At 76.0% G+C, this 12287-nt stretch carries 12 protein-coding genes; all 12 read right to left on the bottom strand.

Features of this window, described 5'->3' with window-relative positions; genetic code table 11:
- Positions 1-12: 12 nt before the first annotated feature.
- The 12 genes from panD to tilS all read right to left on the bottom strand — a co-directional run bounded on the left by panD (position 13) and on the right by tilS (position 12286).
- Positions 13-465: an aspartate 1-decarboxylase gene (gene panD, locus CAE01nite_RS13025; RefSeq protein WP_146905269.1), complete on the bottom strand. Its 453-nt coding sequence runs from the start codon at positions 463-465 to the stop codon at positions 13-15.
- On the bottom strand, positions 462-1400 hold the full coding sequence (gene panC, locus CAE01nite_RS13030) for a pantoate--beta-alanine ligase (protein WP_146905271.1): 939 nt from the start codon (positions 1398-1400) through the stop codon (positions 462-464). The genes panD and panC overlap by 4 nt, the downstream gene beginning before the upstream one ends.
- The gene (locus CAE01nite_RS13035) at positions 1397-2359 is read right to left on the bottom strand and encodes a Rossmann-like and DUF2520 domain-containing protein (protein ID WP_146905273.1); all 963 of its coding nucleotides are present in this window, start codon (positions 2357-2359) and stop codon (positions 1397-1399) included. Before CAE01nite_RS13035 ends, panC begins: the two co-directional genes overlap by 4 nt.
- Complete coding sequence (locus tag CAE01nite_RS13040; RefSeq protein ID WP_246131196.1) at positions 2356-4068, bottom strand: PH domain-containing protein; 1713 nt, start codon at positions 4066-4068, stop codon at positions 2356-2358. The genes CAE01nite_RS13035 and CAE01nite_RS13040 overlap by 4 nt, the downstream gene beginning before the upstream one ends.
- Positions 4065-4568 (bottom strand): PH domain-containing protein, encoded by a 504-nt coding sequence (locus CAE01nite_RS13045; RefSeq protein WP_146905276.1) that lies wholly within the window; start codon positions 4566-4568, stop codon positions 4065-4067. The genes CAE01nite_RS13040 and CAE01nite_RS13045 overlap by 4 nt, the downstream gene beginning before the upstream one ends.
- Positions 4569-4660: 92 nt before the next feature.
- Complete coding sequence (locus CAE01nite_RS13050) at positions 4661-5155, bottom strand: DUF3180 domain-containing protein (RefSeq protein WP_146905279.1); 495 nt, start codon at positions 5153-5155, stop codon at positions 4661-4663.
- The gene (folK, locus tag CAE01nite_RS13055; RefSeq protein ID WP_246131197.1) at positions 5155-6882 is read right to left on the bottom strand and encodes a 2-amino-4-hydroxy-6-hydroxymethyldihydropteridine diphosphokinase; all 1728 of its coding nucleotides are present in this window, start codon (positions 6880-6882) and stop codon (positions 5155-5157) included. The genes CAE01nite_RS13050 and folK overlap by 1 nt, the downstream gene beginning before the upstream one ends.
- Complete coding sequence (gene folP / locus CAE01nite_RS13060) at positions 6879-7838, bottom strand: dihydropteroate synthase (protein ID WP_371862903.1); 960 nt, start codon at positions 7836-7838, stop codon at positions 6879-6881. Before folP ends, folK begins: the two co-directional genes overlap by 4 nt.
- A gap of 36 nt (positions 7839-7874) precedes the next feature.
- Positions 7875-8468 (bottom strand): GTP cyclohydrolase I FolE, encoded by a 594-nt coding sequence (gene folE, locus CAE01nite_RS13065; RefSeq protein ID WP_146905281.1) that lies wholly within the window; start codon positions 8466-8468, stop codon positions 7875-7877.
- Between the two features lies 1 nt (position 8469).
- Positions 8470-10512 (bottom strand): ATP-dependent zinc metalloprotease FtsH, encoded by a 2043-nt coding sequence (gene ftsH / locus CAE01nite_RS13070; protein WP_146905284.1) that lies wholly within the window; start codon positions 10510-10512, stop codon positions 8470-8472.
- A 139-nt stretch (positions 10513-10651) separates the two neighbouring features.
- A complete protein-coding gene (hpt, locus tag CAE01nite_RS13075) occupies positions 10652-11206 on the bottom strand; it encodes a hypoxanthine phosphoribosyltransferase (protein WP_146905287.1) in 555 nt (184 codons plus the stop codon).
- A 12-nt stretch (positions 11207-11218) separates the two neighbouring features.
- Entirely contained in the window at positions 11219-12286 is a 1068-nt protein-coding gene (gene tilS / locus CAE01nite_RS13080) for a tRNA lysidine(34) synthetase TilS (protein ID WP_146905290.1), read from the bottom strand.
- Between the last annotated feature and the right edge of the window lies 1 nt (position 12287).

Genomic DNA, 12287 nt, shown 5'->3' on the forward strand with positions numbered 1-12287 from the left:
CGGTTGGGTCGGTCAGTTGCGCAGGCTCGCGAGCGCCACGCCGCTGGGCATCAGACCACCGTGCAGGTCCCTGCCCGCGTCCGGGACCTGCCCCGGGTCGTCCGAGAGGTCCAGGATGCGGTTCGCCTCGTCGACGAACACGACGTGCGGCACGTAGGTGCGCGCCTCGGCGTCGGCGAGCATGCCGTAGGCGATGACGATGACGACGTCGCCCGGCGAGACCAGGTGCGCCGCCGCGCCGTTGATGCAGATCTGGCCGGAGCCGCGCTCGCCGGGGATGACGTAGGTGGTCAGCCGGGCGCCGTTGGTGACGTCGACGACGTCCACCTGCTGGCCGGGCAGCAGGTCCGCGGCCTCGAGCAGGTCGCCGTCGACGGTGATCGAGCCCACGTAGTGCAGGTCGGCCTGGGTCACGGTCGCCCGGTGGATCTTGGCGATCATCATCGGGCGCTGCAGGGAGGTCATGCGTGCTCCAAGTCGTGCCGGCCCAGCATGAGCGGGGCGTTGTCGATCAGCCGGGTCGAGCCGACCCGGGCGGCCAGTGCGAGCACCGCTGCCCCGAGGTGGTCCGCCGGGACGTCCTGTGCAGTCAACGGGTCCACGAGCGCCGCGTATTCCACGTCCACCTCGCCACCGGCCAGGACCGCCTGCGCGGCGGCGCGCACGTCGGCGGCGCCGCCGCCCGCGACCGCCGCCTCCTCGGCGGCCCGCACCGCGCGGGACAGCACCAGCGCGCGGCGGCGCTCGTCGGCGGACAGGTAGGCGTTGCGGGACGACAGGGCCAGCCCGTCGGCGTCGCGCACGGTCGGCACGCCCACGACCTCCACGTCCACGTCGAGGTCGCGCACCATGCGGCGCACCGCCATGAGCTGCTGGGCGTCCTTCTGCCCGAACAGCGCGACGTCCGGCCGGACGAGGTGGAGCAGCTTGAGCACGACCGTGAGCACGCCGTCGAGGTGCCCGGGGCGCGCGGCGCCCTCGAGCACGTCCCCCACCGCGCCGGCGGCGACCCGCACCACGGGGTCGCCGTCGGGGTAAACGACGTCCGGCGTGGGGGCGAAGACGACGTCCGCGCCGGCGCCGGCGAGCAGGGCGAGGTCGCCGTCCAGGTCCCGCGGGTAGCGGTCCAGGTCCTCGCCGGGGGCGAACTGCAGCGGGTTGACGAAGATGGTCACGACGACGTGGTCGGCGACCTCGCGGGCCGCCCGGACCAGTGCGAGGTGGCCGGCGTGCAGGGCGCCCATCGTCATGACGACGGCGCGCCGGCCGGACCCGCCCCCCGCGCTCCCGACGGCGTGCGCACCCGGCCCGGCGGGCACGTCCGCGAGCGCCTCGCGCAGGCCGTCTCGCGTGGTCACCAGGCGGGGACCGCCGGCAGGGGTCGGGACGTCGGGCGTCATGCGTGGTCCTCCGTGGGATGGGGTGGGTCGGCGAGCGCGTCCAGCAGCGCCTCGGCGGCGTCCTCGCGCAGCCGGCCGGCGGCCAGGGCGCGCTGCGTCCCGGCCCGCGCGAGCGTGCGGTAGCCCTCGGGCACGTCGAGCGCGGCCGCGCGGGCGGCCAGGGCGGTCAGCTGGGCGAGGTGGTCGCGGACCGTGCCGACGTCGCCGCGCACGACGGGTCCGGTCATCGTGACGATCGCCCCCGGACCGTCGGCGCTGCCGGACGCCCGCAGCGCACCGTCCAGCGCCGCGGTCAGCAGCGGCCCCAGGACCCGTCCGGGGTCGTCGACGCCCGCGGCGGCCAGCGCCTGGGCCGCCTGCGCCACCAGCACGACCAGGTGGTTCGCCCCGTGCGCGAGGGCCGCGTGGTACAGCGGGCGGGCCTCCTCCGCGACGACGACCGGCTCCCCGCCCAGCTCGACGACGAGCGCCTGGCCGATCGGCAGGACCGGGTTGGGCGCGGTGACCGCGAAGCAGCACCCGACCAGCCGGGACAGGTCCAGCGACGTGCCGGTGAAGGTCATGGCCGGGTGCACGGCGAGCGGGATCGCCCCCGCGGCCCGCGCGGGGGCGAGCACGTCGACGCCGTACCGCCCCGACGTGTGCAGCACGAGCTGTCCGGGCTGCCACGCGCCGACCTCCGCCAGCCCGGTCACCAGGGGCGCCAGGGCGTCGTCCGGCACGGTGAGCAGGACCAGCTCGGCGCGCTCGACGACGTCCGGCACCTCGAGCACCGGCACGCCCGGCAGCAGTGCGTCGATCCGGTCCCGGGAGCCGGCGGAGATGCCGCTCGCGGCGACGACGGGGTGGCCGACCGACCGCAGGGCGCTGCCCAGGACCGCGCCGACCCGGCCCGCGCCGACCACGCCGACCCCGAGCCGTCCCGGACGTGAGCCGGGCGGGCCGCCGGGGACCGTCACAGCGCCGCGCCCGGGTCGGTGGTGGTCGAGCCGGCTGCGCCGCTGGAGCCGCCCGGGCCGCCCGGGCCGCCCGGGCCGCCCAGGCTGGTCGCGCCGGACGACGACGCGGCGGTCGGGGTGGTGGGCCGCAGCCACAGCTCGGGACCGGCGCCCGCACGGGCGTGCCGCGCCCGGGTGGTCTGCTCGTCCATGAGCCGTCCGGCGACCGCTCCGGACAGGTGCGAGACCCGCGGGCTGACCGGGCCCGGTGTGGTGTGCACGACGAACGTCGCGAGGCCGAGCCGGCGCTGCAGCGGGCCCTGCTCGAGCCCGAGGGACTGGGTGCGCTCGTGCGGGACGACGACCAGGCGCCGGACCCACCGGCCGGTGCGCAGCAGCAGCGCGCGGTCGGTGACCCGGTACCCCGTGCGGCGCCACGCCCACGGGTCCAGCCACCGCGCACCGCGCGCGGACGTGGTGAAGCCGCCGTCCGTCCCGGTCCCCTCCATCGCGGCCGTCAGCACGCCGCGCGGGTCGGCCACGCCCAGGTCGGGCAGGACGAGCCAGACGGCGGTGAGCGCGGCGTCCCGGTCGCCGACCGGCAGGAGCACGTTCTCGGCGGCGGCGTCCTGCGCGCCCCCGTAGCCGGCGACGTTGATGTCGACGCGCCACCAGCCGCGCCGGCGCCACAGCGGTCCCTGGCTGACCCGTAGCGCCTGCACCCGGCCGGGCGGCACGGTCTGGGAGCGCGACTCCAGCAGCCCGTGCCGCAGCCGGATGCCGTCGGCGGAGATCGCCGCGTGGAAGTTGAAGTCCCGCGAGAACTGCGTCCAGAGGACGCCGACGATCCCGAGGAACGCAGGTGCCAGGAACAGCACCGCGCCGGGCTCGCGAGTCACCACGACCACCACGACCACCACGACGACCCCGGCGAGGAACGCGAGCATCGAACCGGACCGCAGCATCGCGGCGACCAGCCGCCCGGGCGGCACCTCGATCACCGGCTGCTCGGGCGACGGCTCGGCGGCGCGCCCCTCCTCCCGCTGCAGCCCGGCGGCGCGGGCCAGCAGCTCGGCGCGCAGCGTCTCGGACTGCTCCTCCCGCAGGAACGCCAGCGACACCGCGGAGCCCGGACCGCCGGCGACCTCGAGCTTGAGCTCGGCGAGACCGAGCAGGCGCGCGAGCATCGGCTGCACCACGTCGACCGCCTGCAGCCGGTCCAGGCGCGCCTTGCGCTGCTGCCGGAACAGCACGCCGCTGTGCAGGTAGACGGCGTCGTCGTCGACGGCGTACCGGGTCATCCGCCACGCCAGCGCCGCGTAGCCGAAGCCCAGCAGCGCGCCCGCCACGACGACGCCCAGCACGACCAGCCAGCCGCGCCCGGCCAGCGCCTCCCGCGCGCGGAGGAGGTCGTCGCCGGCCTGCTGGACGGCGATGAACACGAGCACCACGAGGACCTTCCAGCCCTTCACGGCCGGCGTCACCGGGTGCATCCGGTTCCACACCAGTCCGGGGGGCGCGGCCGCGGCCTCGCCCGTCACGACGGTCGCGTCGGCGGGCACGGCGTCGGCGGGCACGGCGTCGTCCGGGACGGTGGGGTCGCGCACGGCGTCGTGAGGCACGGCGTCGTGAGGCACGGCGTCGTGGGGCACGGCGTCGTGGCGCACGGCGTCGTGGGGCACGGCGTCGTCGGCGCGCGCGACCGCGGGGTCCTGGGGTCCGGCGGTCACAGTCCCGCCAGCCGGGCCTCGCCGCGTGAGGCGAGCTGGTCGCGCAGCCGGGTGGCCTCGTCGGCCGGCAGGCCGTCGATCGCCGCGTCGGTGCCCGGCGAGGCGGTGTGCAGCTGGACCTGCGCGATGCCGTAGGCGCGCGCGAGCGGCCCGGCCTGCACGTCGACGTACTGCATGCGCCCGTACGGCACCACGACCATCGAGCGGAAGAGGATGCCCTTGCGGATGAGCAGGTCGTCGGCCCGCTCGGCGTAGCCCATCGCGCGCACCTGACGCGGGACGAGCACCACGCACCACACCAGCAGCGCGGCGAGCGCGACCGGCACGGCCCACAGACCGGCCACACCGGACCACAGCGCCGCCACCGCACCGGCCACGGCGGGGACGCCGAGCGTGATCGCGCAGGTCGCGAGCCGCGCGGTCGCCAGGCGCGGCGACACCGGCTTCCACTCGACACCGGCCGGGTCGAACGGTCCGCTCTCGACGTGCGGGGAGGTCATGGCGTCATCCTTCCACCCGCGTCGAGGTGGCCGGCGCAGCGTGACGGACCCCCACAAGCCGTCGTGCCCGTGCGCCGTCCGGTGCCGGTGGCTCAGGCGGCGGCGGGGTCGGTGGCGTCCGGCCCGGCCGCCTGCTCGGCGCCGTCCCCGGGCGGCGGGGGGACGCGGCACAGGTGCTCCACGACCAGGCCGACGACGGCGAGCACCGCCGCGCCGGCCACGGCGATCGCCGCCGCGACCGCTCGCTCGCGGCGCGGCTCGATGTCGAGGTCCCCGATGACCACCAGGACCTGCGCGGCGTACCACCCGACCAGGGACGCGCCCGTGTAGCACGACGCCTTGGCGAGCACGGCGGTGCGGGCCGCCCGCAGCGGGTCCAGGTCCGGGCGCTTGCCGCGCAGGAACTGCCGCACCGCCCACCCCATGCGCAGCACCACGGCCGAGATGACCAGGAGCACCGCGACGACGAGCGGGGAGACGGGTGGCGGCGTGATCCCCTGGCCCTGCAGGGCCCACAGGACGATCCAGGCGAGCACCGTGATCGTCACCGCGACCAGGAGCAGCGTCTGCCAGCGGGTCCGTCCCATCAGGGGTGCCGGTCCCCCGGGTGCGGGACGTCGTCGGGGGCGACGACCGGGGAGAAGATCGGCGCGCGCGCCCCCGTGCCGGCGCCGGGCGTGGGCAGTGCGGGCAGCCAGTCGAGGGGGCCGTCCGAGGCACCGGCCGTCCGGGGCCCGGCGTCCGGCTCGGCGTCCTGCCTGGCGTCCGGCTCGGCGTCCTGCCTGGCGTCCGCATCGAGGTCCGGCTCCGCATCCGGCTCGTGGGCGGCGTCGGGCAACCCGGACGCCGGCTCGATCCTGCCGGCGTGGTGGTCCGGCGCGGGCAGCCCTACGCCGTCCGTGGTCGAAGGCGAGGCCGGCCCCTGCCGGGTGTCCTGCTGCGGCGCGTGCCCGGGTTCGAGGGCGGGCGCGAGGGCGGGCCCGGCGGCCGCCACGGACGCCGCGGCAGCGACGGGACCCGCGATCGCGGCGTCCGGGGACGACGGGGCCACATGGGCGTGCGCGCCGGACGACGACGGCGCCACGAGGGCGTGCGCCCCGGACGGCGGACGTGGGTCGCCCGCCACGTGGGCGTGCGGTGCGCGGTGCGTCGACGAGTCCGCCGGCGGGGGGACGGCCCGTGCCGGGTCGACCGCCTCGTGCTCACGGGGCCCGGCCGGCAGGGGGGCGGTCATCCAGTCCAGCGCCATCCAGCGGACGCCGTCACGGTCCGGCGCCGTCGCCGCCAGCGCCGACACCGGCCCGCCGCCGAGCCCGGGCAGGACGGCCTGGGGCGCGACCTGCGCCCACGGCTGCAGGACGAACGCGCGCTGGTGCGCCCGCGGGTGCGGCAGCTCCAGGTCGTCGGTGACGGCCAGCGTGGAGCCGTAGGTGATGAGGTCGATGTCCAGCGTCCGCGGGCCCCAGTGCTCCCGCCGCTCCCGCCCGTGGTGCAGCTCGATGGCCTGGACGGCGTGCAGCAGCGCCCGCGGCGCGAGCGTGGTCTGCACGATGACGACGGCGTTGAGGTAGTCGGGCTGGGCAGGACCGCCGACCGCGGCGGTGCGCGCGAGCGGGGAGACGGCGACGATCTCCACGCCGGCGACCCGCTCGACGTCGGCCACCGCCTCGCGCAGGGTGCCCTGCGCGTTGCCGAGGTTGGCGCCGAGGGCCAGGACCGCCTCGACCGGGGCCGCGGGGGCCTCGTCGAGCCGGTCGGGGTGCTCGACGGCCGGGGTGGGGCGGGAGGTCGGCGGCACCTCGCCGGTCGCGCCGTCGGCCGTGGCCGTGGTCGCGGGGGCGGCGGGGGGCGGGACGCGCCGCTCCTCCGCGGGGCGCCGCCACGGCTCGGCCGCCGGGAGCTTGTTCCGGTCCCGGTGGATCCGCACCACGACGTCGTCGAAGGGCACGGTGATCGGCGCCTGCGGCTTGTGGACGGCCACGTCGACCGCGGCGACCGACGGGTCGGCGAGCGCGGTGGCGGCGATCCGCTCCGCGACCGTCTCCACCAGGTCCGCAGGCTCCCCGGACAGCACCCCGGCGACGGCCTCGGCGAGGACGCCGTAGTCCACCGTGCGGTCCAGCGCGTCCCCGGCGGCCGCCCGGCGGGTGTCCAGGTGCACCACGACGTCGGCGCTGAAGGTCTGCCCCTCCCGGCGCTCGTGCTCGAAGACGCCGTGGAAGCCGGTGGCGGTGATGCCGGTGACGATGATCTGGTCGAGCGGACGGCCGGCCTCGTCGAGGACCACCCCGCCGCCGAGGAAGTTCGTGCTCACGTCGTCACGTCCGCCGATCTCCGTCCGTCAGGTCCCCGGTGCCGTCCGGCCTGCTGCTCGCCTGCTGACCTGAGAGCGGCGGCGACCCGCACGGCGTCCGCCGAGCCTGCCACCTCGTGCACCCGCACGCACCATGCTCCCGCGTGCGCCGCCAGGGCGGTGACCGCGGCGGTCGCAGCGTCCCGCCGCAGCGGGGGTGCGGGGACGCCGTCCGGCCCGGCCAGCAGGTGCCCGAGGAACCGCTTGCGGGACGCGCCGACGAGCACCGGGCGGCCCAGGGACGCGATCTCGTCCAGGCGCGCGAGCAGCGGCCAGTTGTCGGTGCCCGACTTCGCGAATCCCAGGCCCGGGTCGAGGACCACCTGGTCGGGCCGCACGCCCGCGGTCGCGAGCTCCGCGCACCGCTCGGCGAGCTCGCGGCGCACGTCGGCCACGACGTCGTCGTAGGTGGCCCGGGAGTCCATGACGTCCGCGTGGCCGCGCCAGTGCATCGCCACGTAGACGACCCCGAGGTCGGCGACCGCCCGGTGCATGCCCGGGTCGGCCAGGCCGCCGGAGACGTCGTTGACGACGACGGCGCCGTGCTCGACGGCGGCGCGGGCGACCTCGGCGCGGGTGGTGTCGACGCTCACCGCGGCGCCCCGGTCGGCCAGGGCCCGCACGACCGGCAGCACGCGGGCCAGCTCGTCGTCGACCGGGACCCGGCCGGCGCCGGGCCGGGTGGACTCCCCGCCGACGTCCAGCAGGTCGGCACCCTGCTCGAGCAGCGTCAGGCCGTGCGCGACGGCGTCGTCCGGCTCGAACCAGCGGCCACCGTCGGAGAACGAGTCCGGGGTGACGTTGACCACGCCCATCACCAGCGTGCGGCGCAGCGCGGTGAGCGCGGCGGGCAGCGGCGCCGGGTGCACCGGCGCGCCTGCCGGTGCAGCAGGCGGGGGGACGGCGGGGACGACCACGGCGTCAGCCTAGGGGCGAGGGGGCGTCGGGCCAGGTCAGCGACCCAGGATGAGGCTCATGGCCTCGGCCCGGGTCGCCGCGTCGCGCATCTGGCCGCGGACGGCGGAGGTCACGGTGCGCGAGCCGGGCTTGCGGACCCCCCGCATGGACATGCACAGGTGCTCGCACTCGAAGACGACGATCGCGCCGCGCGGCCGGAGGTGGTCCACGAGCGCGTCGGCGACCTGGCTCGTGAGCCGCTCCTGCACCTGCGGACGGCGGGCGTAGAGGTCCACGAGCCGGGCCAGCTTGCTCAGCCCGGTGATGCGCCCGTCCTCGCCGGGGATGTACCCGACGTGCGCGACGCCGTGGAACGGCACGAGGTGGTGCTCGCAGGTCGAGTACACCGCGATGTCCTTGACCAGGACCATCTCCTCGTGGCCGAGGTCGAAGGTCGTGGTCAGGACGTCGGCCGGCTCCAGGTGCAGGCCGACGAACGTCTCGGCGTACGCACGGGCGACCCGGGCGGGGGTGTCCCGCAGACCCTCGCGGTCCGGGTCCTCGCCCACCGCGTGGAGCAGCTCACGGACCGCTGCCTCCACGCGGGCGGCGTCGTACGGGCGGCGTGCGCCGCCGGGTGCCTGGACCACGTCAGCTGCGCGGGCCCAGGTCGGGGGTGCCTCCCGGCGGGACCGGGACGGGACCGCCGACGGGGTGCTCGCTCTTGGCGGCGGCGGCCTCGTCGGTCGGGATGATCGGGTGCCCGTTCTGCTCCGCCTTCTCGGCCGGCGTCATGACCGGGGGCCGGGTGGCGACCGGACGCTCGTCGGAGGACAGCCAGACGTCGCGCGGCGGGCGCTTGACGATCGGCGCGAAGACCTCGGCGAGCTCGGCCTGGTTGAGGGTCTCGCGCTCGAGCAGCTCCAGGACCAGGTGGTCGAGGACGTCGCGGTACTGGACGAGCACCTGCCACGCCTCGTCGTGCGCGGCCTCGATGAGCTTGCGGACCTCGACGTCGACGACGGCGGCGACCTGCTCGGAGTACTCCCGGCCGTGGCCCATGTCCCGGCCCATGAAGACCTCGCCGGAGTCCTGACCGAGCTTGATGGCGCCGATGCGCTCGCTCATCCCGTACTGGGTGACCATCTTGCGGGCGATCGCGGTCGCCTTCTCGATGTCGTTGGAGGCCCCGGTGGTCGGGTCGTGGAAGACGAGCTCCTCGGCGACCCGCCCGCCCATGGCGTACGCGAGCTGGTCGAGCAGCTCGTTGCGGGTGGTGGAGTACTTGTCCTCCAGCGGCATGACCATCGTGTACCCGAGGGCGCGGCCGCGCGGCAGGATCGTCACCTTGGTCACCGGGTCCGTGTACCGCAGGGCGGCCGCCACGATCGCGTGCCCGCCCTCGTGGTACGCGGTGATCTTCTGCTCCTTGACCTTCATGATCCGGGTCCGCTTCTGCGGGCCGGCCACGACGCGGTCGATGGCCTCGTCGAGCTCGTGGTCCCCGATGAGCTGCCGGCCGGTGCGGGCCGTCAGGAGCGCCGCCTCGTTGAGCACGTTGGCCAGGTCGGCACCGGTGAAGCCGGGCGTGCGGCGGGCGACGGCGTCGAGGTCGATGCCGGGCGCCATCGGCTTGCCCTGGGCGTGCACGGCGAGGATCTGCGCGCGGCCCTTGAGGTCGGGCGGGTCCACCGAGACCTGGCGGTCGAAGCGGCCGGGACGCAGCAGGGCCGGGTCGAGGATGTCGGGACGGTTCGTGGCGGCGATGAGGATGACGTTCGTCTTGACGTCGAAGCCGTCCATCTCGACGAGCATCTGGTTGAGGGTCTGCTCGCGCTCGTCGTGCCCGCCGCCCATGCCGGCACCGCGGTGACGCCCGACGGCGTCGATCTCGTCGATGAAGATGATCGCCGGGGCGTTCTGCTTCGCCTGGTCGAACAGGTCGCGCACGCGGGACGCGCCGACGCCGACGAACATCTCGACGAAGTCGGACCCGGAGATGGAGTAGAACGGCACGCCGGCCTCACCGGCCACGGCGCGGGCGAGCAGCGTCTTGCCGGTACCGGGCTGGCCGTACAGCAGCACGCCCTTGGGGATCTTGGCGCCGACCGCCTGGAACTTGGCGGGCTCGGCGAGGAACTCCTTGATCTCGTAGAGCTCCTCCACCGCCTCGTCCACGCCGGCGACGTCGGCGAACCGGACCTGCGGCGCCTCCTTGCTGACGAGCTTGGCCTTCGACTTGCCGAAGCTCATGACGCGGGAGCCGCCGCCCTGCATGTTCGACATCAGGAACCAGAAGATGGCCAGGATGATGATGAACGGCAGCAGCAGGCCCAGCAGGCTGGCCCACCACGACTGGCGCGGGACCTCGGAGTTGAAGCCGCCCTCGGGGTCGGCGGTCTGCACCGCCTGGACCACCGACTCGCCCTGCGGTGCGACGTAGAAGAACTCGACCGTCCGGCCGACGTCCCGGCCCTCGACGGTCAGGTCGTCCTCGAGGGAGAGCGTGACCCGCTGCTCGATGTCGACGATCTCGGCCTGCTCGACCTTGCCCTGCTCCAGGAGCTCCAGGCCGGTCGAGGTGTCGATGCGCTGCACGCGCGGGGAGAACATGGTCGACGCGACGATCCAGAGGATCGCCACGGCCAGGACGATCCAGATCACGGGACCGCGAGTGAGGCGCTTGACATTCATGAGTGACGGGGACGGGCCCCGGATCCCTCCAGATCGGGTTCGGCTGATGCGAAGTTACACGCCCGAACTGACGATCCGGTTCCCTGTTCGCCCAGGGCGGCACAGGCGCAGCCCCGCCGCGGCGGACGCCGGCTGGACCTCAGCTGCTGTAGACGTGCGGGGCGAGCGTCCCGACGAACGGCAGGTTGCGGTACCGCTCGGCGTAGTCGAGGCCGTAGCCGACGACGAACTCGTTGGGGATCTCGAAGCCGACGTAGCGCACCTCGACGTCGACCTTGGCGGCTTCCGGCTTGCGCAGCATCGTGGCGATCTCCACGCTCTCCGGCCCCCGGCTGCGCAGGTTCGCCACCAGCCACGACAGCGTCAGCCCCGAGTCGATGATGTCCTCGACGATCAGCACGTGACGCCCGTGCAGGTCGGCGTCCAGGTCCTTGAGGATGCGCACGACGCCCGACGACTTGGTCCCCGAGCCGTAGGACGACACCGCCATCCAGTCCATCTGGACCGGGCTGTGCAGGCGGCGGGCGAGGTCGGCCATGACCATGACGGCACCCTTGAGCACCCCGACCAGCAGGACGTCCTTGCCGGCGTAGTCCGCGTCGATCTGCGCCGCGATCTCGTCCAGCCGGGAGGCGAGCTGCTCCTCGGTCAGCAGGACCCGCTCCAGGTCGTCGCCCATGTCCGCAGCGTCCACCGCTGGTGCTCCTCAGTCGTGGGGGGTGTGAAGTCTCAGCCTCCCACAGAGCCGCAGGCCCGCCCGGCCGCCGGGCAGCGCGACGGGTCCCTGCCCGTGCCAGTCCGTGACCAGGGCGTCCAGCGCGAGGACGTGGCTGCGGTGCACCGACCCGGTCGGTGCACCCGCCGCGACGGCGGCCGCCCGCAGGGCCCGGCGCCGCACGGCCGCCGGGGCGGCGAGGAGCACGGCCGGGTCCAGGTCCAGGTCGCGGTCCCGCACGTCGCCCGTCGCACCGAGCCGGGCGGCGGCGAGCAGCTCGTCGGCGAGGGCGTCCAGCGCGTCGGCGTCCTCGCGGAGCTGGTCGGCGGTGCGAGCCAGGGCCGGCGCGACCCCCGGCCCCAGGGCCTCCTCGAGGGCCGGCAGGAGCCGGTGCCGGACGAGGCTGCGCCGCGGCGCGGGCCGTCCCCGGACCCCGTCGACGACGTCGCCACCGTCGTCGACGTCGCCGACCCGGCGGGCCGCGGGCGTGTTCGTCGGGTCGTGCCAGGGGTCGAGCCCGAGGGCCGCGCAGACGGCCTCGGTGTCCGCCCGGCGCAGGGCGAGGAACGGCCGCCGCAGGGGGCCGCGTCGCGACGGCATCCCGGCGAGCGAGCGCGCGCCCGACCCGCGTGCCAGCCCGAGCAGCACGGTCTCCGCCTGGTCGTCGAGCGTGTGCCCGAGCAGCACCGCCGCGGCGCCCAGGCGGCCGGCGGCCGCGTCCAGCGCGGCGTACCGGGCCTCGCGGGCGGCGCCCTCCGGTCCCCCGGCGGTCCCCACCACGACGCGCACCACCTCCACGGGCCCGAGCTCCAGCGTGCGGCACGCGGCCGCGGCGGCGTCGGCCACCTCCCGGCTCCCGGGCTGCAGGCCGTGGTCGACGACGACGGCGCCGGCGGTGACGCCGGCACGGGGCGCGACGAACGCGGTGGCCGCCGCGAGCGCGAGCGAGTCGGGCCCACCGGAGCAGGCGACCAGCACGAGGGAGCCGGCGGGCAGGTCCCGGACGGCGTCGTGCACCGCCCGGCGGGCCGCCGCCACGGCGGGCGCCGGACCGGTCATG

Origin of the sequence: Cellulomonas aerilata, assembly GCF_007991755.1 — a bacterium.
In the GTDB taxonomy this organism is placed as follows: Bacteria; Actinomycetota; Actinomycetes; order Actinomycetales; family Cellulomonadaceae; genus Pengzhenrongella; species Pengzhenrongella aerilata.